Source organism: Yoonia sp. SWMV100 (assembly GCF_056108365.1).
In genome coordinates this window covers 211,745-232,812 of record NZ_JBWBAQ010000004.1, presented here as the reverse complement: position 1 = coordinate 232,812, position 21,068 = coordinate 211,745, and the positions used below count along the sequence as shown (strand labels likewise).

Annotated in this window: 25 protein-coding genes; 14 read left to right on the top strand and 11 right to left on the bottom strand. The window is 57.6% G+C overall.

Translation table 11 applies throughout. The features are described 5' to 3' along the window. Positions 1 to 13: 13 nt before the first annotated feature. The gene (locus ACXJGX_RS10195) at positions 14 to 292 is read right to left on the bottom strand and encodes a DUF3572 domain-containing protein (RefSeq protein WP_474781257.1); all 279 of its coding nucleotides are present in this window, start codon (positions 290 to 292) and stop codon (positions 14 to 16) included. A gap of 93 nt (positions 293 to 385) precedes the next feature. On the opposite strand from ACXJGX_RS10195, the gene ACXJGX_RS10190 reads away from it, so the two are divergent. After that, positions 386 to 1,777, top strand: coding sequence for a diguanylate cyclase (locus ACXJGX_RS10190; protein ID WP_474781255.1), 1,392 nt, complete (start codon positions 386 to 388; stop codon positions 1,775 to 1,777). Here ACXJGX_RS10190 and ACXJGX_RS10185 read toward each other — a convergent pair. From ACXJGX_RS10185 to ACXJGX_RS10170, 4 genes are all read right to left on the bottom strand, one after another. Beyond that, positions 1,766 to 2,248, bottom strand: a complete 483-nt coding sequence (locus tag ACXJGX_RS10185) for a periplasmic heavy metal sensor (RefSeq protein ID WP_474781253.1) — start codon at positions 2,246 to 2,248, stop codon at positions 1,766 to 1,768. The two genes, ACXJGX_RS10190 and ACXJGX_RS10185, sit on opposite strands and share 12 nt — an antisense overlap. Position 2,249: 1 nt before the next feature. After that, positions 2,250 to 2,588, bottom strand: a complete 339-nt coding sequence (locus ACXJGX_RS10180; protein ID WP_474781251.1) for a hypothetical protein — start codon at positions 2,586 to 2,588, stop codon at positions 2,250 to 2,252. Next, positions 2,581 to 3,168, bottom strand: coding sequence for an RNA polymerase sigma factor (locus tag ACXJGX_RS10175; RefSeq protein ID WP_474781249.1), 588 nt, complete (start codon positions 3,166 to 3,168; stop codon positions 2,581 to 2,583). The genes ACXJGX_RS10180 and ACXJGX_RS10175 overlap by 8 nt, the downstream gene beginning before the upstream one ends. 74 nt (positions 3,169 to 3,242) lie before the next feature. After that, positions 3,243 to 3,740, bottom strand: a complete 498-nt coding sequence (locus ACXJGX_RS10170) for an EF-hand domain-containing protein (protein ID WP_474781247.1) — start codon at positions 3,738 to 3,740, stop codon at positions 3,243 to 3,245. A gap of 192 nt (positions 3,741 to 3,932) precedes the next feature. On the opposite strand from ACXJGX_RS10170, the gene ACXJGX_RS10165 reads away from it, so the two are divergent. Both ACXJGX_RS10165 and ACXJGX_RS10160 read left to right on the top strand, forming a co-directional pair. Beyond that, positions 3,933 to 4,322 carry a DUF983 domain-containing protein gene (locus ACXJGX_RS10165; protein ID WP_474781245.1) on the top strand — a complete coding sequence of 130 codons (390 nt, stop codon included), beginning with the start codon at positions 3,933 to 3,935 and terminating at the stop codon, positions 4,320 to 4,322. A gap of 5 nt (positions 4,323 to 4,327) precedes the next feature. After that, positions 4,328 to 5,005: an NUDIX hydrolase gene (locus ACXJGX_RS10160; protein ID WP_474781243.1), complete on the top strand. Its 678-nt coding sequence runs from the start codon at positions 4,328 to 4,330 to the stop codon at positions 5,003 to 5,005. On the opposite strand, the gene ACXJGX_RS10155 is transcribed toward ACXJGX_RS10160, so the two are convergent. From ACXJGX_RS10155 to ACXJGX_RS10145, 3 genes are read right to left on the bottom strand one after another with little or no spacing between them, the layout of a single operon-like run. Next, on the bottom strand, positions 5,002 to 5,904 hold the full coding sequence (locus ACXJGX_RS10155; protein ID WP_474781241.1) for an EamA family transporter: 903 nt from the start codon (positions 5,902 to 5,904) through the stop codon (positions 5,002 to 5,004). The two genes, ACXJGX_RS10160 and ACXJGX_RS10155, sit on opposite strands and share 4 nt — an antisense overlap. A 50-nt stretch (positions 5,905 to 5,954) precedes the next feature. Beyond that, positions 5,955 to 6,215: a hypothetical protein gene (locus ACXJGX_RS10150; RefSeq protein WP_474781239.1), complete on the bottom strand. Its 261-nt coding sequence runs from the start codon at positions 6,213 to 6,215 to the stop codon at positions 5,955 to 5,957. After that, a complete protein-coding gene (locus ACXJGX_RS10145; protein ID WP_474781237.1) occupies positions 6,212 to 6,760 on the bottom strand; it encodes a lipocalin family protein in 549 nt (182 codons plus the stop codon). The genes ACXJGX_RS10150 and ACXJGX_RS10145 overlap by 4 nt, the downstream gene beginning before the upstream one ends. A 201-nt stretch (positions 6,761 to 6,961) precedes the next feature. Here ACXJGX_RS10145 and ACXJGX_RS10140 point away from each other — a divergent pair, with 201 nt between their 5' ends. Then, complete coding sequence (locus ACXJGX_RS10140; protein ID WP_474781235.1) at positions 6,962 to 7,453, top strand: N-acetyltransferase family protein; 492 nt, start codon at positions 6,962 to 6,964, stop codon at positions 7,451 to 7,453. Here ACXJGX_RS10140 and ACXJGX_RS10135 read toward each other — a convergent pair. Beyond that, positions 7,450 to 8,493, bottom strand: a complete 1,044-nt coding sequence (locus ACXJGX_RS10135) for an aldo/keto reductase (protein WP_474781233.1) — start codon at positions 8,491 to 8,493, stop codon at positions 7,450 to 7,452. The genes ACXJGX_RS10140 and ACXJGX_RS10135 overlap by 4 nt on opposite strands. A gap of 127 nt (positions 8,494 to 8,620) precedes the next feature. On the opposite strand from ACXJGX_RS10135, the gene ACXJGX_RS10130 reads away from it, so the two are divergent. Beyond that, a complete protein-coding gene (locus tag ACXJGX_RS10130) occupies positions 8,621 to 9,844 on the top strand; it encodes an MFS transporter (protein ID WP_474781231.1) in 1,224 nt (407 codons plus the stop codon). Here the strand turns inward: ACXJGX_RS10130 and ACXJGX_RS10125 are convergent. Next, positions 9,841 to 10,305 (bottom strand): hypothetical protein, encoded by a 465-nt coding sequence (locus ACXJGX_RS10125; protein WP_474781229.1) that lies wholly within the window; start codon positions 10,303 to 10,305, stop codon positions 9,841 to 9,843. The two genes, ACXJGX_RS10130 and ACXJGX_RS10125, sit on opposite strands and share 4 nt — an antisense overlap. Before the next feature lie 130 nt (positions 10,306 to 10,435). Here ACXJGX_RS10125 and metG point away from each other — a divergent pair, with 130 nt between their 5' ends. Both metG and ACXJGX_RS10115 read left to right on the top strand, forming a co-directional pair. Continuing rightward, a complete protein-coding gene (metG, locus tag ACXJGX_RS10120) occupies positions 10,436 to 12,148 on the top strand; it encodes a methionine--tRNA ligase (protein ID WP_474781227.1) in 1,713 nt (570 codons plus the stop codon). Between the two features lie 10 nt (positions 12,149 to 12,158). After that, positions 12,159 to 12,872 carry an acylneuraminate cytidylyltransferase family protein gene (locus ACXJGX_RS10115; protein WP_474781225.1) on the top strand — a complete coding sequence of 238 codons (714 nt, stop codon included), beginning with the start codon at positions 12,159 to 12,161 and terminating at the stop codon, positions 12,870 to 12,872. On the opposite strand, the gene ACXJGX_RS10110 is transcribed toward ACXJGX_RS10115, so the two are convergent. Continuing rightward, the gene (locus ACXJGX_RS10110) at positions 12,869 to 13,576 is read right to left on the bottom strand and encodes a phosphatase domain-containing putative toxin (protein WP_474781223.1); all 708 of its coding nucleotides are present in this window, start codon (positions 13,574 to 13,576) and stop codon (positions 12,869 to 12,871) included. The two genes, ACXJGX_RS10115 and ACXJGX_RS10110, sit on opposite strands and share 4 nt — an antisense overlap. Before the next feature lie 134 nt (positions 13,577 to 13,710). Between ACXJGX_RS10110 and ACXJGX_RS10105 the strand changes: the two genes are divergently transcribed. From ACXJGX_RS10105 to ACXJGX_RS10075, 7 genes are all read left to right on the top strand, one after another. Beyond that, positions 13,711 to 14,742 carry an N-acetylneuraminate synthase family protein gene (locus tag ACXJGX_RS10105; protein ID WP_474781221.1) on the top strand — a complete coding sequence of 344 codons (1,032 nt, stop codon included), beginning with the start codon at positions 13,711 to 13,713 and terminating at the stop codon, positions 14,740 to 14,742. Between the two features lie 2 nt (positions 14,743 to 14,744). Further along, the gene (locus ACXJGX_RS10100) at positions 14,745 to 15,866 is read left to right on the top strand and encodes a capsular polysaccharide export protein, LipB/KpsS family (protein ID WP_474781219.1); all 1,122 of its coding nucleotides are present in this window, start codon (positions 14,745 to 14,747) and stop codon (positions 15,864 to 15,866) included. Further along, positions 15,863 to 16,795 (top strand): glycosyltransferase family 92 protein, encoded by a 933-nt coding sequence (locus ACXJGX_RS10095; RefSeq protein WP_474781217.1) that lies wholly within the window; start codon positions 15,863 to 15,865, stop codon positions 16,793 to 16,795. The genes ACXJGX_RS10100 and ACXJGX_RS10095 overlap by 4 nt, the downstream gene beginning before the upstream one ends. 3 nt (positions 16,796 to 16,798) lie before the next feature. Then, positions 16,799 to 17,566: a glycosyltransferase family protein gene (locus ACXJGX_RS10090; RefSeq protein ID WP_474781215.1), complete on the top strand. Its 768-nt coding sequence runs from the start codon at positions 16,799 to 16,801 to the stop codon at positions 17,564 to 17,566. A gap of 118 nt (positions 17,567 to 17,684) precedes the next feature. Then, on the top strand, positions 17,685 to 18,269 hold the full coding sequence (locus ACXJGX_RS10085; protein WP_474781213.1) for an ANTAR domain-containing response regulator: 585 nt from the start codon (positions 17,685 to 17,687) through the stop codon (positions 18,267 to 18,269). Continuing rightward, positions 18,266 to 19,444 carry a CmpA/NrtA family ABC transporter substrate-binding protein gene (locus ACXJGX_RS10080; RefSeq protein ID WP_474781211.1) on the top strand — a complete coding sequence of 393 codons (1,179 nt, stop codon included), beginning with the start codon at positions 18,266 to 18,268 and terminating at the stop codon, positions 19,442 to 19,444. Before ACXJGX_RS10085 ends, ACXJGX_RS10080 begins: the two co-directional genes overlap by 4 nt. A 243-nt stretch (positions 19,445 to 19,687) precedes the next feature. Further along, the gene (locus ACXJGX_RS10075) at positions 19,688 to 21,058 is read left to right on the top strand and encodes a CmpA/NrtA family ABC transporter substrate-binding protein (RefSeq protein WP_474781209.1); all 1,371 of its coding nucleotides are present in this window, start codon (positions 19,688 to 19,690) and stop codon (positions 21,056 to 21,058) included. Positions 21,059 to 21,068: the final 10 nt, after the last annotated feature.

Below are 21,068 nucleotides of genomic sequence, written 5' to 3'. Positions count from 1 at the left end.
TCAAGATTGCGCGTTAGGTCCAATGTACGGCCTCTGCGCCCGGCAGCGCGTAGCGTGCGCGCAGCGGTTTGTCATAGGCCAGATCAACTGTGTCACAGAACGCGATAACCCACGCGTCATCCATCGTTATGAATTCCAACACAGCCGCCTGAAATGCCGGGTCGGTGGCGCGTTCACGCAGGTCGTCGACCGATCCGCCACTCGCGCCCAAAAATACCGGGCATAGGTCTTCGTTGCCAACCAGCCATGCCAGTGCCTGCAGTGCGATGATCTGTGCGTGTTCATGATCCATAAGACATCCCCTAAGCCGTCGAAAGGTTTCCTTAACCAATATCTGACAAATTGTATCCAATAAAAGTTGCAGTGCCAGTCAAAGGAAACGCACATGCCGGGACGTATATTGATCATCGACAGCGTCGCGACAAATCGAATCGTGATGAAAGTAAAGATGCAGGCGGCACAGTTCCGGGTCGACTCATGCGCCCGTGTCGATCAGGCGATCGCATTGATGCGTGACCAGCGACCGGATCTTATTTTGATCAACATGTGTGATCAGGTCGCTGATTTACACGCCTTTTGCCATACGCTGAAACACACGCCGGCCACCGAAGGCATTGCGATCATTGCAATGGGTGTCGCCGACACCGCAACAGCCCGCCTTGCCGCCTTGGATGCAGGGGCAAATGATGTGCTTCCGCGCCCTATCAATGATGCATTGCTGCTTGCCCGCATCCGCAGCCTCTTGCGTGTGCGCAGCGCTCATCAAGAACTGGTACTGCGCGATGGAACCAGTCGCGCGCTAGGCTTTGAAGAGGCGGTGTCGCCCTTTGAAACGGCTGCCAATGTCGCGCTTTTGTCGGCAGACGGCATGCCTGATGCCTTTCTGGTCAGGTCGTTAAGCCAGAACCACACCCATCTGGTGCGTGCGCTTGATCCGGATAAGGCCTTGCGCGGCGGCGGGATTAGGCCGTCACCTGATCTTTTTGTCATTGATGTGGGTGCGACGGATACGACCGACCCCCGTCTGTTTGGTCTTGTCTCCGATTTGCGCGCCCGCCAGGAAACGGGGCTTGCCACGCAATTGGTGGTCATTCCCATGGGCACGCCAAACACTGCAGCGATGTTTTTGGATCTAGGGGCAGATGACGTGATCATCGGTCCTGTATCCGGCGACGAAATCGCCCTGCGGGCCAGAGTGTTGGTCCAGCGAAAACTGCAGCATGACCAGCTTCGGGCCACCCTGCGCGACGGGCTACAGGCAGCCGTCACCGACCAGCTTACCGGGCTTTATAACCGGCGCTACGTCGCGTCGCATTTACCGCGTATCGCGGAAACATCGCTTGCCGCTGGTGCGTCACTGGCGATTATGATGGTGGATATCGATCACTTCAAAGGGATCAATGACACTTACGGTCACGCTGCAGGCGATATGGTGCTCAAACAGATCGCACAGCGGATGCGCGACAGCCTGCGCAGCATTGATATGGTCGCCCGCATAGGCGGAGAAGAGTTTTTGGTCGCCCAACCCCGCACCACTGCCGCCCAGGCCCGTGTCACGGCGAACCGTCTGCGCCAATTGGTTAGCAAGACACCTTTTGACATCGGCGAAGCCCACCCACCGCTGTCTGTGTGTATTTCGGTCGGTGTGGCAGTCAGTCACGCTTTGGCAAAAACAGCGACCGATACAATCAAGATGTGCGCCCGCGCGGATGCCGCTCTTTATGCGGCGAAATCAGCGGGGCGCAATCAGGTCGCCATGAGTAAATCAGCCGCCTGATGGGCGGACGTCGCGATGCCGCAGACGGACCAGTTCATCCATCAGACGATCCGCAAACGCGATACGCGCTGCGGCAGGCATTTCCGCGATGTGGTCGATCAGCACATTTTGTGCGTTTGTTTGCAGCGCTGCCGTGCGCACATTTTGCGCCGCCAGCAAAGCGCGCAGTGCTGCGGCATCAAACGGGTCGGCGCGCACGGCAGCGATCATGTCGTGCACTTGGGCGCGCAGGTCGACATCAGTCATCGGTCGCGTGCGGCGCAATGCCATCCCCACCGCCTTGCGGTCAGCGGGATCAAGTGCGCGCGCAACGGGGCCAAGCCCAAAATTATAGCTGCGCGGCGGACCATCACCGAATTTACCAGACACCAGTGACCCAATCGCCAACCCCGCTATCGCAAGGTTCAGCCCAAGTGAGGCCACCAAGACGACGCGCATCCAACGGGATGACTTTTTGGGTTCTGCTACCATCTTAAAGGTCTCCCGCATAAACAGTAGTGTCAGCGAAAATACTGACGGTAATTTCGTCACCCCACAGGGCGGCGGTATAGTCTTCAACGGCGGCAGGCGGTGCAACGCCAACCCAGACGCCGGCAAACGTTGCAGCAGCAAGCCCGCCAACAGCAGGCCAGCCACCCAAAAGCCCTAGAAATTTTGCACCAATACCGTGCGGCCGTGCAACCATTGTTGCCGGAGGAGGAATGACAGCACCCGCCAGAACACGGGCAAACAGGTCGTCGCTTGGCGTCGGTGTCAATTCACGCGCCTGTGCAAACAGATCATCCAGCATATCAGTCTTAGGATCAGTCATCGTCGTACCCCAGTTCCGCCTTTCGCCCTGCCATAATATCCGCAAGGGCCCGTTTGCCGCGCGCGGTCAGACTTTCGACCGAGCGGACGCTAATGTCCATGATCTCAGCAATGTCGGGGTTGGACAGCCCCTCAAGATGGCGCAAGGCCACGGCCTGTGCCTGTCGTTCCGGCAGTTGCGCCAACGCATCCGACAGCGCCTTCATGCGCGTCTGCGTTTGCATCTGCTGTGCCACGCTGGGCGCCGCGTCTTGTGGTTCATCCACCTGATCTAATGACACACCGCCCCGCCGCTTGCGCAGCACATCCGTGCACAGGTTTGCCGCAACCCGATAAAGCCAGGTCGTGACCTTTGCCTCGCCTTGCCGCCATTCCGGGGCTTGCTTCCAAAGCCGGATCATCGCCTCTTGGGCCACATCCTCTGCCTCGGCTGTATTCGCAAGCATCCGGGTTGCCTGCGCCAGCACACGTGGCAACAGGCGCACAGTCAACGCACGCGCAGCGTCCACATCGCCGTTGGCAAATGCAACCAACAGCGCCTCATCCGGGGCGCCCAAAAAGGGATCTGGCATCGCGTTCATATAATCGAGTGCTAACCGTATTCCATCGCTTCAGCAACAGACAGGGACGCGGCGCGCCCCTGTCTATGATTGGTTTAACCGCGGCCGCGCATGCCATGACCATCGCCATGACCGCCATCATGGCGATGACCGCCGCGCTGTTCCATACGCGCTTCGGCCGCTGCGAACTCTTCTGCGCTCAGCACACCGTCTTCGTCGGTATCCATCCGCTCGAACATCCGTTCGAACATCGCCCCCCCACGCGGCTGCATTTCGGCCAACTGCAAGCTACCATCTTTGTCAGCGTCAAGTCGGGTGATCATCCGCGCCACACGTGCTTCGGCATCGGCGACGGCCCGCGCGACCAGTTCTTCAGCGCTCAGCGCACCGTCACCATTTGTATCGCTTTGGGCAAAGCGGTCTGCGCTGCGCGCCTGCAGTTCATCCATCGTCAGGTTCCCGTCAGAATCTGCATCCAGTGTCGCGAAGTCGGGGCGTTCCATCATGCCGCCGGGTGCCGGCTGTGCCGAAGCAGCGCCTGCCGCCATCACAACGCCTGAAAGAAGTGCTGCCATCAAGAGTGTCTTTTTCATTGTCATTCCTCATTTCGGGTTGGGCGGCGCGTTTGCGCCGCTGACCCTTCTTGAACGCAACACCCGTAGATTTCCGGCGCAGGTTTGTGAAAAAAACCTGCGCAGACCGCGACACGGCGCCACAATAGCGCGGCTTCCCCTTTTCAAACGGGTACCGATACGCCATTTGAAGAGAGTAACCGGAGACAGACAATGTCAAACGCCCATACCACAATTGATGACCGCCCCACAAAACCCGCGATCCTATGCGGCCTGCGCCAGCGTTGCCCCAACTGCGGCGAAGGGCACATATTCAAAGGCTACCTTAAGGTCGTTGACCACTGCCCGGTGTGCAATGAAACCCTAAGCCATCACCGCGCCGACGATGGACCCGCCTATCTGACCATTCTCATCGTTGCGCACATCTTGGGCTTTGGCATGCACCTGATATGGAGCTATTTTCAACCAAGCCCTGTGATCATGGCGACAAGCCTAAGCATCGGCGCAGTCGCCCTATCTCTTTTCCTTTTGCCCCGCCTGAAGGGCATGATCGTCGCCATCCAATGGTCACGCCGTATGCATGGATTTGGGCAAGGCGATTAAATCGCATGGATGAAATGCCGATCAGGGACGCGGCGACGCTGATTGTTTTGCGGGACACGCCCCACAGGCCGTCTGTCCTGATGGGCCAACGCGGTGCTGGCGCGATCTTTATGCCCGGTAAGTTTGTGTTTCCGGGCGGCGCGGTCGACCCGCATGACGCAACGATCCCCATTGCGCCATTACACCCGCTGGAATCGGCGCGTCTGTCAGCACATAGTGCAACAGCCCCCACAAGTCTTGTTGCTGCCGCTATCCGCGAACTCTGGGAGGAAACCGGTCAAATCCTTGGACATCCGGCCGCATGGTCCGGTGCCCCCCGAAACTGGCAGGCATTTGCGGCAACGGGTCACCAACCAAACGGCGCAGCGCTACAGTTTTTCTTTCGTGCAATCACGCCTCCCGGCCGCCCGCGGCGGTTTGATGCCCGTTTTTTCTTGGCCGATGCGGCTGATCTGGCATCTGACCCCGATGATTTCAGCCAAGCGGATGGAGAGCTGGCACACCTGCAATGGGTGCCACTGGCGCAGGCGCAGGACTTTGACCTACCCTTTATCACCCAGGTCGTTCTGGCTGCGCTGCGTGATCAGGTGGCATCGGGCACCCGCCCTGCCACCGTGCCGTTTTATCAAAACGAAGACGAAGATTGGCACATTCGCCAATTGGATGGCCAAAGCCCGCTTTAGCCCAGCGCAACCAAAGCCACGATACTGGTGGTCAAGAACGCAATCCCTTGCCATTCACGGCGGCTGATCTTTTCGCCAAAGGCAAAAGCACCAATCGCCAAGGACAACAGCAGTTCCACCTGCCCCACGGCATTCACATAGGCCGCAGTTTGCAACGTGTAGGCGTTAAACCAACAGATCGACCCGACCATGCTGGTCAGACCGACCAACCCAGCCACGCGCCACGCGCGCACGACCTTGATGATCTCGCCACGCTCGCGCCAGACCAGCCAAATCGCCATGGTCAGGGTCTGCAGCATCGTGACGATCGCCAGCGTCACAATCGCGCGGTAAAACACATCCCCCGCCCCAAGCGACAGCGACGCGCCGCGATACCCATTGCCCGACACCCCGAACAAAACGCCTGCCCCAAGGCCGAGCGCCGTCGCACGGTTAAAGATGCGGGTATGCCATGGGCCGATCGCATGCGGTGGATCCGACAACAACAAGACGCCCACCAATCCGATCAACATGGCGCCAACAGCCCAGACACTGATCACATCGCCCAAGACGACAAAGCCGATGAGCGCGCTCAGCAGGACTTCGGTTTTTTTAAAGGTGATACCCACCGCAAAATTGCGGTGACTGAACAGCGCGACCACACACATGGTTGCCAAAATCTGTGCTGCCCCGCCGGCAATCGCATAAGGCCAAAATCCAGCCGTCAATTGCGGGGCGCCCTGCCCGGAACTGCGCGCGTAAAAAATGGCAATAAGCACAACCAATGGCGACGAATAGACAAAGCGCGCAAACGTCGCCCCTGCCGTCGACAATTGCATGCCCCGCAGCTGTTTTTGCAGCATGAACCGCAGCGCCTGCGCCGTGGCCGCCCCCAAAGTGATCAGAATCCACAGGTCCAAGCAATTGATCCTTCTGTCCTGATGCGCAGATCACGACATCCGCTAACTGCTTAATTCGTCGGAGCGCCGGGGTGATTCAACTCGTCCGCAGGCACAGGTTCGCGGCGAACCGTTGGATCGCATGCGACCATCGGTGTATTACTGTCACGGATAATCAAACCGCCGCGGGCACGACAGTCTTCGAATGTCATGCGATTGCCGATGACCATGAACTCTTTCATACCGGCGCTGCCGCCGCTTGACCCAACCATTGGTGCGCCGCCTTCACAGGCCGCCAAAAACATCACCGTTCCCAAAACCAGTCGCTTCATGGGTGTATCTCCATCAGTTGGCTCAGATCATAGCCATTAAATTCCAAAACATCGCGCGCGGCATTCAACCTATCGGTGGGTATTTCAGGATCGCGGTTCAAAATCCAGCCCGACTTGCCATCAGGTGCGCCAACAACCGCCGTGCGATACCCGTCATCAACCCAAAGCACCCAATAATCGGCGTTCACCAAGGGTATGCCATCAAACTGCACCTTCAGACGGCCCGGACCGACGATCTGCGCGCTGCCAGTGATGCGCGACCGTTCCGAACCGTCGGCATTGCGGCAAATATTCAAAACGGACAGGTCACCTTGGGGGCGCAGCGTGTATTCGGCAGTCGCGCGGGCGCAGCTTGATTCAAACGGGACTGGGTAACGCGCAACCTCGTGCCAGACGCCTGCGTAGGCCACGGGGTCAAACACCGCCTTTGATGAAATCGGTGCTGTGGTGTCGCGGTAAACCGGAAAAACGGGTGGGACAGAGGCGCAGCTTGCAAGCAGCGACAACGCGACAGCGGCTGCCCGCACAGTTTTCATACGACCCATCGGCCTCTTCCCCTGATATGTTGATCCTGCACTACCGCAAATACGGCAGAAGTCCAACGCAAAGCAGGCGGAACCACACACGGGACCCGATCCTGCGTGCGTGGCAATCAAATGGCATGACGTATTATTTGTCCCTTTCGTCTGCCTATTTAACCGGGTCATATAAGACGCTCAGTGGCACCAACCCAAAGGACCACGCGCGTGACACGCATCATACGCATCGCAAATCCCGCAGACCTGCTAGTGTTGATCACGATGATCCGCGCACTTTCCGGCGTGCATAACGACACCGCCGCGATTACGGATGAAAGGCTCCATGAGATTTTGTTTGCTTCAGGGGCGCGCGCATTTGCGCTGATCGCTGAACAAGACGGTATGCCTGTCGGCTACGCCGGGATCATACGCATTCCAACGCTGCACAGTGGTGTCGACCGATTTGACATCCAGCACCTGTTCGTCAGCGATGGACAGCGCGGCAAAGGGGTCGGCAAAGCCTTGATTGCACAGGCCCGCGTTATCGCAAAGGCCGCAGGCGCAAAGGGGCTAACCATTGGCACTGCGCCGCAAAATACAGCGGCGCAGGCGACCTATCGCGCGATGGGCTATGCTGAGGTCACAGGGGTCGGCCCACGGTTCTGGATCCCCTGCGACGATGAGGGCCGTCGGGTGGATCGTGATCCACCCAGCGTTTAGTAGGGCATCGGATGCATTTTATGGGCGGCATCAATGTCCGCGATCACGTCATCATGCAGCACCAGATCCTGACCCGCCAGAATTTCGCGCAACTGATCCGCCGTCGTCGCGCCAAAGATCGCAGAAATCGGGAACGGTCGGGTGCGCTGCCATGCCATCGCCATGTGGATCGGGTTCAGCCCATGCTTGGCGGCTACGTCCAAATATACCTGGGTAACGGGCAAGGTGCGCGGTGTCATGCGTCCGCCCAGATCGGGGCCAATCGACCGACGGCTGCCATCAGGGATCGTGCCGTCCTGATATTTGCCCGTCAACAATCCGCAGGCCAGCGGCGAAAACGACAACAGGGTGACGTCTTCGTTTACCGCCATTTCGGCCATATCGGTGTCGTACAGGCGGCACAGCAACGAATATTCGTTTTGCACCGACGCCATGCGCGGCAGACCTGCGGCCTCGGCCAGATCGACCCATTTGGTCATGCCCCACGCGCTTTCGTTTGATGTCCCGATGGCGCGAATTTTGCCTTCGTTCACCAGATCACCCAGCGTGGTCAAAACACCCATCATGTGGTCCATCGTTTGCTGGCGGTCCTGACCGGACGGATCAAAGGTCCAGTTCTGGCGGAACATATAAGACCCGCGATCAGGCCAGTGCAGCTGGTACAGATCAATCACATCGGTTTTCAACCGCTTGAGCGACGCATGGACCGTCTCGCGAATAATGCCGCCGTCAAAACCTTTGCCGTCACGGACCCAACCGGGGTTGTTGCCGGACACCTTGGTTGCAACGATAACGTCGTCACGGCGCCCTGATGTCGCGATCCAATTGCCGACGATTTCTTCGGACCGGCCAACGGTTTCGGCCTTGATCGGGTTCACCGGATAGGCCTCTGCCGTATCCAGAAAATTGATCCCTGCATCCAGCGCCATATCGATCTGGACATGTGCGTCTGCTTCGGGTGTCTGGTTGCCATAGGTCATCGTGCCAAGGCACCATTCGGTGACGTTGATATCGGTACGGCCAAGAGTAAGTTTCTGCATCTATCTGCTTTCAAATTGCTTTTCGCGCAGAACCTAACCCCTGCGCCGCCAAGGGCAAGGCCACAATCTGCGGGACCGCCACTTTTGTCTCTGGTGTTGGCTGCGCAACTGTCGCAGGGTCGCGATTATGCGCATGCTGATTTCCTTTGCAGCCCTGTTCTTATCTGTGGTGCTTTTGCAGCTATCCTCGGGCGGGGTTGGGCCGTTGGATGCGTTGACAGGGCTTCGCAGCGGATTCAGCACCGGCGAGGTCGGATTTTTGGGGTCCGCGCATTTCTTTGGCTTTTTTATCGGCTGTTGGGTCGCCCCCCGCCTGATGGGCAGCGTCGGTCACAGCCGCGCCTATGCCTGTTTCACGGCCACCGGGGCGATCGGCATGGCGGCACACGTCATTGTCACCGACCCCGCCTTTTGGGCGTTGTTTCGGATTGCAGCGGGGTTTTGCGTTGCGGGCTGCTATACCGTGATCGAAGCGTGGCTACAGGCCAAAGTCACCAACGAAACCCGTGGCCGTGCAATGGGCAGCTACCGGATCGCCGATATCAGCGCATCGTTTGTGGCGCAGTTCATGATTGGCGCACTGGCAGATATGGAAACCTATATCGCCTATAATATTCTGACCATCTTGTGCTGTGCATCCCTGTTGCCATTGGCGCTGACCCAATCTGAACAGCCCGCCATCCCCAAAGCCCCGCGATTGCGCCCGGCCCTTGCATGGGCGTGTTCGCCACTTGGCGTTGCCGCGGTGCTGGTGTCGGCGCTGTCGGGGGCGTCTTTCCGCATGGTCGGCCCGATTTACGGGCAAGAGGTCGGATTGGGCGCCGATCAGATCGGTTATTTCCTTGCGGCTTTTGTTGCGGGGGGTGCCGTTGCACAGTATCCGGTTGGCTGGCTTGCAGATAAATTTGACCGGCGCTGGGTGATGATTTGGCTGTCCGTCGCGGCCATAGCCGCCTGCGGGTTTACCGTGGCAACAGCCGGTCATGGGGCCAACAGCGTCATGCTGGCCGCGTTTATCTTTGGGCTGACAACATTTCCGATCTATTCGGTCGCCACCGCCCACGCCCATGATTTTGCGACCGCAGACCAGCGAGTCGAACTGTCCGCCGCGCTGATGTTCTTTTATGCTGTGGGGGCCATCGCCGCACCCTATACCACATCCGCGCTGATCGCGCATTTTGGGCCCGCAGCACTGTTTTACTTTATCTCGGTCGGGCACATCGTGTTGATTGTGTTCGGGATCGGCCGGATGCAAGTGCGCCGCGCGCCGGAACAGCGCACGCGCTATATTTATGCCCCGCGCACCAGCTTTATCATCGGCCGGTTACTGGGGCGCAGCCGCGAGCGTTAGAACCGGTAGAACGCGGCGATCCGTGTGGTTGTGACCGCAGCCGTTTCACCTTCGTCCATGAAATCACGGATGAATTCAGCGCGCAGGCTCAGGTGCCGGCCGATATCGTTTTGCACGCCGATCCCAAGGTTATAACCGGATTCGGTTTCGTTCGGCCGCTCGTATGCGGTTAGGCCGCCTGCGGCGCGCACCGAAATCGCGCCAAGGTCATACGCCCCGAACGCCCGCAAACGGCGTGTGTCAAAATCACCGCCGCCTGCCAGATGCGTGCCAAATTCAACTTCGCCGCCATAACCATATTGGCCATACCCCACATCGACGCCCGCGATCAACGAACCTGCCGTCTGCGTGTCACCCGAATGTGGATAGGCGTAGTCAAGCGCGCCACCGACATAGAAATCCTGTGCAGCGGCCACGCTGCCTGCGACCGCCAAAACACCCGCAGCAAGAAGAGTTTTCATGTTGTGCCTCAATTTGTTTTTATGCGCTTATCATAACGCTGCGACGCGCCCATGACTAGTCAATGCAAGCAACGTCTGGCATCTATTGGCCCAGCCCGTTAGATAGGCCCAAATTGATAGGAAAGTAACGATGGCCCGTCACCTCATCACATCCGCAATTCCCTATATCAACGGGATCAAACACCTTGGAAACCTTGTCGGCAGCCAACTGCCTGCCGACCTGTTTGCGCGCTACTTGCGGCAACGCGGTCACGAGGTTCTGTTTTTATGCGCAACCGACGAACATGGCACCCCTGCCGAACTGGCCGCCGCCAAGGCAGGCAAGCCGGTCGCGGACTACTGCGCCGAAATGCACGATGTGCAGGCCAAAATCGCCGCAGGGTTCAGATTGTCATTCGATCACTTTGGACGGTCATCAAGCCCGCAAAACCATAAACTGACCCAAGCCTTTGCAGGCCGTTTGGCCGATGTCGGCCTGATCCGCGAAGTGACCGAAGAACAGGTCTATTCGGTTGCGGATGGCCGTTTCCTGCCCGATCGCTATATCGAAGGCACCTGTCCGAACTGCGGCTTTACATCCGCGCGTGGCGACCAGTGCGACAACTGCACCAAACAACTGGACCCGACAGACCTGATCGACGCCTACTCCACAATTTCGGGGTCCAAAGACCTTGAGGTTCGCGAAACCAAGCATCTTTACTTGCGTCAATCCGAACTGAAGGGCGATTTGGCCGCTTGGATCGACAGCAAAAAAGACTGGCCTATCCTGACCACCTCGATCGCCAAAAAATGGCTGAACGACGGGGACGGCCTGCAAGATCGCGGGATCACCCGTGATCTGGACTGGGGCGTGCCCGTCAAACGCGGCGATGCCGATTGGCCCGGCATGGAAGGCAAAGTGTTTTATGTCTGGTTCGACGCGCCCATCGAATACATCGCCTGCGCCCAAGAATGGCAAGACGCAGGCAAAGGCACCGACTGGGAACGCTGGTGGCGTACCGACAAAGGCGCGGACGACGTGACCTACACCCAGTTCATGGGCAAAGATAACGTACCATTCCATACGCTTTCGTTTCCGGCCACGATCATGGGCACCAAAGAGCCTTGGAAACTGGTCGATTACATCAAATCGTTTAACTATCTGAACTATGATGGCGGCCAGTTCAGCACATCGCGCGGACGCGGCGTATTTATGGATCAAGCGCTTGAATTGCTGCCTGCAGACTATTGGCGCTGGTGGCTTTTGTCACATGCCCCAGAATCGTCGGACGCCGAATTCACATGGGAAAACTTCCAGACTGATGTGAACAAAGACCTGTCTGACGTGCTGGGTAATTTTGTTAGTCGGATTACTAAGTTTTGCCGGTCGAAATTCAGCGAAGCCCTGCCAGATGGCGGTACATTCGGCCCCGCCGAAGAGCAGTTGATCGTCGACCTGACCACCCGCATCCGCGCTTACGAAGGTTTCATGGAAGCCATCGAAGTCCGCAAAGCCGCCGCCGAATTGCGCGCGATCTGGGTGCTGGGCAACGAATACCTGCAAGCCAACGCGCCGTGGACGACCTTTAAAACCGACCCGGATACCGCCGCGATGCAGGTACGTCTGGGGCTGAACCTGATCCGCATTTATGGCGTGCTGTCCGCGCCCTTCATCCCCGATGCCGCCGCCGCGATGATTGCCGCGATGCAGACGGATGACACCAGTTGGCCGACGGATGTTGCAGCGGCCCTGACCGCGCTGCCTGCGGGACACGCCTTTACGGTGCCAGATAACCTGTTCAATAAAATCACCGACGAAGAACGCGTCGCATGGTCTGAACGGTTTGCAGGCACACGCGACTAGGGGGGCGGCCATGATCATCGGGCACATCGGCGCACGGGCGGGCAGCAAAGGCGTGCCGGGCAAGAATTTTCGCAACTTGCACGGTAAGCCGCTGATTGATTGGGCGCTGGACCAATTGTTCGACAATCCGCGTGTCGATCATGTGGTTGTGTCCACCGACAGCCCGGAAATGTACGCGCACGGGCTGAAACGTGGCGCGCTCGAAATTGGCCTGCGCCCCGCACATCTGGCCACGGATACGGCCGCCAAATGGGATGTCTGGCAGCACGCATTGTCAGAGGTGGAGAAGCAAACAGGCCCCGCCGATGCATTTCTTGATCTCGACTGCACATCGCCTTTGCGCCTGCCCGAGGACGTGGATGCGGGCCTTGATCTTTTCGCGGCAAAGCAGCCCGACATGGTGATGTCCTGCTGCGAAAGCCGCAAAAACCCCTATTTCAACATGTTAGAAACCGACGAAACGGGCGGACTGCATGTGTCAAAACCCTTGCCGCACGGTGTGGTGGCACGCCAGCAGGCGCCCATGGTCTATGATCATGTCGGTTTGGTCTATGTGGTCAAACCGTCCTACCTGCGGACCGCCACACGCCTGTTCGAAGGACACGTCATCCCGCTGATCGTACCGAACGAACGCAGTCTGGATGTGGATAGCCCGTTTGACTGGGACATCATCGAATACCTGATGGGCAAACAAATCGCAGACGGGATACGCCCGCCGGCCTAACGCCAACCCTGCCAGAACCGCAGGGTCGCCTGCTTTTGGGCAAAGCTTTTGGTCAGGGCCTTTGGGTCGTATTCGGTTGTGATCCAGTCTTCGATGCCAATCGGCGACTGCGCATTGCGGGCGGCATAGGTATCAAGGAAATGATCCAAAATCCCGGTTTTCGTGCGCCGGATATGCAAAAACCGAAACGTGAGTTGCTTGCGCGCTGTCTCTAACGGCTGGCCTTTGATCAGCATCAGATACAATGTGGCGGCCAGCCCGGTCCGATCAGCGCCCGATTTGCAATGCATCAAAAACGGGTGTTCGATAGTGCGAAACGCTGTGATCAGATCAACCAGTCTTTCAACCTTTGGCGCACTACGCGCCCCCATCGGAACAGTCACAAGCGTCAAACCGTGCTTTTCGCAGGCTTCGACTTCGAACAGGTAATGTGGTTGCTTGGCGACACCACGTAAATTCAAGACCGCCTTGATCCCCAGCGCAGCATAGTCATCAAAGCGCTTCAGGCTCGGGTGATTTGACCGATAGGCGCCCGGCGCGAATTCTTCAAAGTTGTGCCAAAAGACACGCAAAATCCCGTGATCAAGCCAATGAAAATGTCGCAAGGATTTTTTCCGCTCAACTGGATCAATGATATCGTGGCCGAAGGAATTGCGCAGATCTTTCTCTTTCTGCGCAAGTTTTTGGAATATGCGGCGGATCATCACGGGCTCACTGTTGTTCAGTCGCGTTTCACTTGGACCATCGACCATCATATTGCAATGTCATCTGTGCAATTGCTCCGCCGCGTCAAACGCCATAGAAACCCGACATACACCTCGCGCTTAGGAGCAGACCTATGGATATCGCCGGCCGCAAAATCGGACCAGACCACCCCCCGCTTGTGATTGCGGAAATTGGGATCAACCACGGCGGAGACCTTGGGGTCGCCAAAGAAATGGTGCGCCTTGCTGCGGGTGCCGGTTGCGAAATGATCAAACATCAAACCCACATCATCGAAGACGAGATGACGGAGGAGGCCAAACAAATTTTCCCGCCGAATGCCGATGTGTCGATTTGGGATGTGATGCAGGCCTGCGCGCTGTCGCTTACTGACGAAACAGAGCTAAAGCGCTATACCGAAAGCCTTGGCATGATCTGGATTTCCACACCGTTCAGCCGCGCCGCCGCCGATTTCCTGTACGATCTGGATGTGCCCGCGTTCAAGATCGGGTCTGGCGAAGCCGACAACCTGCCCCTGATCCGCCACATCGCGCGGATGGGCAAACCGGTGATCATGTCCACGGGCATGCAAAGCATCGAAAGCGTGCGGGCATCCGTCGATATCTTGGATCAGGCCGGGATTGAATACGCCCTGCTAGAATGCACCAACCTGTACCCGTCCCCGCCGGAAATCGTATCACTGCAAGGGGTGACAGATTTGAAAAATGCGTTCCCCAACGCAGTCGTCGGGTTTTCAGACCATTCGATCGGGCCGGACATGGCGTTGGCCTCTGTCGCCTTGGGCGCGTGCATTCTGGAACGGCACTATACCGATAGCCGCTACCGCAAAGGACCGGATATCATTAATTCGATGGACCCCGCGGAACTGCGGTATCTGATTGACCGCTCGCGCGAAATTCACACCGCGCTGCGCAACCCCAAACAACGCACCACCGCCGAAGAAGACGTCTACCGCTTTGCGCGCGCATCCGTTGTTGCCGACAAAGACCTGCCCGCCGGCCATATCATCACCGAGGCAGACATCTGGGCCCGCCGCCCCGGATCCGGCGAGATCGCAGGCTATGATTTCGACAAGGTGATCGGCAAAACACTGACGCGGACCGTCACGCGCAACACGCAGCTTAGGTGGGCGGACCTGGAAAGCTAAGGATGACCAAGGACACACACTTTGTCTGTCTGGACCCGCGCAAGCGCAAGCGCAAGGCAATCGCCGATACCCTGCGGTCCGGTGGGACGATCCACTGGCGAAGGCTGGCACCGATGTCGTTGCGTCGCTGGCCAGAAACACGACAAGAGGCGCTGACTGCGCTACAGATGTCCAAAGATCGCGACAGACTGTGGGTGATACGGTGGCTCAACCTGCAGGTTCTGAAGCTTCAGTACAGTGGTGCGCGCGCCTATTTTGCAAAACGCCGTGGTGCGGTTGCCGTCTGCTGGAACGGCCTGAACGGAACCCGGCGCGTGTTTATGCAAGGCGCCAAGCACGCGGGCGCGCGACGGTTGTTTTTTGAACTGGCCCCATTTCCGGGGCGCATCACCGTTGATCCGTCAGGTGTGAATTTCGCCAACAGCCTACCGCGCGATATCGCGCCTTACTTGGCCTGGAAAACCACCGCGCCAAACGTCGATTGGCGTCGCATGCGGTCGCAAATCCAACAAAGGCCAGCCCTGACCTCCACGAACAGCGATGCCGCGCTTCCGGCGCTTACCGATCCTTTCTTGTTTGTCCCGCTGCAAACGCCCGGCGACAGCCAACTGCGGCTGTTCGGTGGCGAATTCCAGACCGTAGAGCGCTTTATCGCCGCCCTATCGGAAGCGGCGAAACACCTTCCCGATGGGTGGCATCTGCGGATCAAAGAACACCCAACCGCCCCCACATCTTTCGCTGCAATGATCCGCGCCGCAGCCCCACATCGGATTTATCTGGACAACGGCAATGACACCTTTGCGCAGGTCGCCGCATCGCGGGGTGTGGTCACAGTGAATTCGTCGGTCGGGCTTGAGGCGATGTTTTTCGACAAGCCCGTGATTGCTTGCGGGCAATGTTTCTGGGCGATAGACGGGGTGGCGCAAACAGCCGCCAATCTAGCGTCGCTAAAAAAGGCGTTCCAGAACGCCAATACGTTGACCTTCGACACTGAATCGCGCGATGCATTTCTTAGCTTTCTCGATCAGTGCTACTACCCTGACCGCGACGACGTCGACTTCGCGATTATCGCCGATCGCCTCGGGGGCACAGATACTTTTGGATTTTGGGACGCTTCATCATGATATGGCCTTTTAACAGGAACAAAGTCGGGCGCGCCTCTAAGATCGCGATCAAACCTCCGCAAGCAGGACCAGACCGGCACGGCATTTGCCTAGTCGTCATCGCACGCAACGAAGGGAAACGGTTGCATGATTGGCTGACCTTTCATGCGCTCGCCGGTGTCAGCCATGTTGTGTTATATGATAATATGTCGACAGACGATACCGTAGCGGTCGCGCGCAACTTCAAAGGCATCGCTGTCACTGTCGTCCCGTGGCAGTTGCACACGCAAACCGTGAAGCCAGCGCTTATCTTACCGCGTCAGATCCTTGCATATTGCCACGCGATATCAACGTTCGGGTCAAGATTTCGCTGGATGGCGATGATTGATGTGGACGAATACATCGTGCCGCGTGATGATATGCGCATCGACGATGTGCTTGCGGACTTAAACGCTTTCACAAACATTTCACTGCCATGGACGATGTTTGGCCATGCGGGGCACGACGAACCGCCTGTGCTGCCGATCCCGTATGCGTTCAACAGACGTGCGCGCCACGCAACCGGTGATCTGCTCAACTTTAAATGTATTGTGGACCCGTGTGATGTTACCCAGGTCAGCACGCACAAATTTGAAACCCGCAAGATGGGCAACGCATCCGCAAACACGTTGGGTCAGATCAGTCCGAATAAGCAGCGGCATCAGGCCAATTTCGTGACAACGCAAGGCCTGCAACTGAACCATTATTACCTGATGTCGCGGGCTGAAACCGCAGCCAAAATATCAAACAGTGACGTCGCAGGCGTGTCACGCGCGAAAAGAGAAATCGCTATCATGCGCAAAGCAGCGCTGATTGAAGGTGATAGTGTCGATGACAGCGCCGCCGCCGTTTTCCTTGCGCGTCATGGCCTGACCGATCCCGACGCTTTTTCATCCCTTAACAAGAGATAGCCGATGCGCGTCCTGTTTCAGCACCTTCGTGACACGAAAAATATCGGTGACGCCGTATGCAGCCCGTTCGATTATTTTGACTGGGGCGACGCGCAGGTCAAAGACATGCGTACCCCAAGCGCTCCGTACGATGTTGGCATTTATGGCGGCGGGAAGATATTTGGCAGCCTGTCCGCAGCCAAAGGCATCAATCGTGGCCCCGATATCACCCATATCGCTTGGGGTGTCGGCACACGTCAAACGTTTCCACTGTCGCTGAAATACGCGCGCGCGCGAAAGTTATGCACGTTGATCGGCAGTCGTGATTGGGGCGATACGCGTTATGACTATGCGCCGTGCCCGACGTGTATGTCCCCGTGGTTTGATGCACCACCTGCGCCCACACATGACGTTGTATTTTATAATCACGGCGGCAAGACCGCGCAGCAGAACATCAGCATTCCCGACAGCATCCCGCATCTGTCCAATAACTGTGCGTCGCTTCAAGAGGCGCTCGCTTTTATCGCAAGCGGCGCAACGGTGATCTCGAACTCTTATCATGGTGTCTATTGGGCGCTGCTCATGGGGCGCAAAACGGTTTGCATCCCGTTTTCGAACAAATTCAAAGGCTACCGTCTGCCGCCACACATGGCGACCCCGTCGAATTGGCAAAGCCAGATTGGCAACGGCAAGGCCTATCCGGAAATGCGCGATCTGATGCGCGCCGCGACGCTGGAGTTCAAAGTCAAGGTCGACGCTGAAATCGAGAAGATGCGCGCGCGCAAAATATAATGCCCGTTTTTTAAGCGAAACGCCTCGTATCTGCCAATTAGGTAATCGAAATAGCGGCATGCGCCCAATAATATGTCTTGTCGCTGTTGGTCGCGATCCAGTCTGGTAATCCAGACCTATGGACACCGCCCTCAAAATTCTTGTTGTCGAAGCCGACGCCGCCCGTGCGCGCGATATTACGGATGCGTTAAAGGATGGCGGTTGGGACAACATCTTTGTGGTGGCTGACATCACCCTGCTGGCGCGCAAGCTGACAGAAATTGACCCCGATATCGTCCTGATCGACATTGCGCATCCGGATCGGGATACGCTTGAACATATCGGCCAGGTGTCGCACGCCCAGTCGCGCCCGGTTGCGATGTTTGTCGACCGCTCTGATGCCGGCCTGACCCAAGCCGCGATCACCGCAGGCCTTAGCGCTTATGTGGTCGACGGGCTCCAGAAAAACCGCATTATCCCCGTGATGGAAACCGCGATTGCCCGGTTTCGGATGATCGAACGGATGCGTCATGAACTGAGCGCCGCAAAACAGGCCCTGACCGACCGCAAAACCATCGACCGCGCCAAAGGCCTGTTGATGAACGCGCGCAAAATCAACGAAGACGAAGCTTATTCGCTGCTACGCAAAACCGCGATGGACCAAGGCCGCAAGGTTATCGATGTGGCACAAGCTCTGGTGACTGCGGCGGACCTGCTCGGATGACGCGTGCGCCGATCAGATGTGGATACCTTCCCCTTATTGATGCAGCGCCGCTGATCATCGCCCATGAACTGCGCTTTGCCGCGGACGAAGGCGTCGACCTGCAACTGGTCAAGCAACCTTCGTGGTCCGCCCTGCGCGATTTGCTGGCGTTGGGGCAGTTTGATGTCGCCCACATGCTGTCGCCCATGCCCATCGCGATGACCTTGGGCCAAAGTGGCGTGCCGACCGATGTGGACGCGCTGATGGTGCTTTCTGTCAACGGAACGGTGATCGGCGTTTCAAACACGCTGGCCCGCGCGATGGAAAAAACCGGCTGGGCCAATGATTTTGCAAGCCCCGCCGCCACTGCCACCGCCCTGTTCGCCACCGGGCAAAAGACGATACGGATCGGTATCCCCTTTCCGTTTTCGATGCACCGCATGTTGCTGGAACACTGGCTGTCGGCACATCCGTCCTTTCGCAGCAAGCGGGTTGAAATTATCACTATCCCACCGCCGCGCATGGCCGAGGCCGTTGCAAACGGCACGCTTGATATGTTTTGCGTCGGGGAACCCTGGGGCACGGCCGCAGTCCAGCAAGGTGTGGCCGAACTGGTCTTGCCCGGCGCGGCGATCTGGCAGTTTGCGCCTGAAAAGGTGCTTGGGGCCAAACGAACGTGGATCGCGGAAAATCCGGATACCTGCCGGGGGCTGATGCGGGCGATCTACCGCGCAACGCTGTGGCTGGATCAGCCGCAGAATAAACCGCTTGCTGTCGAAATTTTGGCGCGCAGCCAGCATATCGACCTGCCACATGACGCGATTGACCCCGCGATTTCCGGTCAAATCGTGCCGCGCAAGGGCGCCTTGCCATCCGCACCACCGCATATGCTGTTTTTTCATAAGAACGCTGCCAACTTTCCGTGGCGCAGTCAGGCCGCTTGGATCGCGGAAAGGATCGCGGTCTGGTTCAACCTTGACCCTGACACCGCAATCGCACGTGGCAAAGACTGTTTTCGCACCGATTTGTACCGCGCGAACCTTGGCCCATTTGGCGTCGATATGCCGGGTGCGTCGGCCAAAGTCGAAGGCGCATTGCGCGTACCCACGGCTGTTGCCTCATCCAAAGGGGAAATGATTCTGGGTCCAGATGCATTCTTTGATGGCGCGATATTCGACTTTGACGTGCGGGACTGATCAAAAATCAGGCAGTTGCTGCATTGCGGCATTCTTTCGCGACCGGGCAACTCTCCTCCACTTGAAGCGCCAATTGGAACGGGCATGATGAACCTAACAAAGACAATGACGTCTTACATGGGCCACCACTGATGGGTGGCACTGAATTAGAGCAAAGCCGCTCGATAGCTTCATGCAGCCTCCCTGCGTGAGTTTATCGGGCGGCTTTTTGTTTTACCGCGTTACTCGGAAAGGACCGCGATAATGAAGCCCACTCTCCCCCTTGCGCTTACCCTTGGCGTTTTGCTTGGCACCACCGCCATCGGCCAAACGCTCGAGCTGGAAAAAGACGAACTGACATTCGGGTTTATTAAACTGACCGATATGGCCCCTCTCGCTGTGGCCTATGAAAACGGCTACTTCGAGGACGAAGGGCTTTATGTCACCCTCGAAGCCCAAGCAAACTGGAAAGTCCTGCTGGACGGCGTGATCGACGGGCAATTGGACGGTGCGCATATGTTGGCGGGTCAACCGCTGGCCGCGACGATCGGTTACGGCACCGAAGCCCATATTATCACGCCCTTTTCGATGGATCTGAACGGGAACGGCATCACCGTGTCCAACGCAGTCTGGGACCAGATGAAACCGAACCTGCCACTGATGGACGATGGGCGTCCACAGCACCCGATCAGCGCCGGCGCCTTGGCTCCGGTCGTTGAAGACTACAAGGATCAGGGCATCCCGTTCAACATGGGGATGGTGTTTCCTGTATCGACCCACAATTATGAACTGCGCTATTGGCTTGCCGCGGGTGGCCTCGTGCCCGGTTACTATTCCCCCGATGACGTGAGCGGCCAGATTGGTGCCGACGTTTTGCTGTCGGTCACACCACCGCCACAAATGCCAGCGACATTGGAAGCCGGTACAATTTTTGGCTATTCTGTCGGCGAACCATGGAACCAAGCCGCGGTATTCAAAGGTATCGGCGTGCCTGTCATCACCGATTACGAACTGTGGAAGAACAACCCAGAAAAGGTATTTGGTATCTCGGCTGAATTCGCCGAAGAAAACCCGAACACAACCATCGCCATCACCAAAGCACTGATCCGCGCCGCAATGTGGCTGGACGAGAACGACAACGCCAACCGCGAAGAAGCTGTGGAAATGTTGGCGCGCTCTGAATACGTCGGCGCCGATGCCGAAGTGATCGCCAACTCGATGACGGGTACCTTCGAATACGAGAAAGGCGACATCCGCGAAGTCCCTGATTTCAACGTGTTCTTCCGCTACAACGCAACCTACCCCTACTATTCTGACGCAATCTGGTACCTCAGCCAGATGCGCCGCTGGGGTCAGATTGCCGAACCACAGACAGACGAATGGTTCATTGACACAGCAAAAAGCGTCTACCGCCCTGATATCTACATCGAAGCCGCACGTATGCTGGTCGAAGAAGGCATGGCAAACGAGGCGGACTTCCCTTGGGACAGCGACGGTTTTAAGGCGCCAACCCCTGCCGAAGATATCATCGACGGCATCCCTTATGATGGCCGCACGCCAAACGCGTATCTGGAAAGCCTGCCAATTGGCCTCAAGGGCAACCAGACCGTTGTTGGCAACCAGATCCAAGACTAAGCGCTCTGGC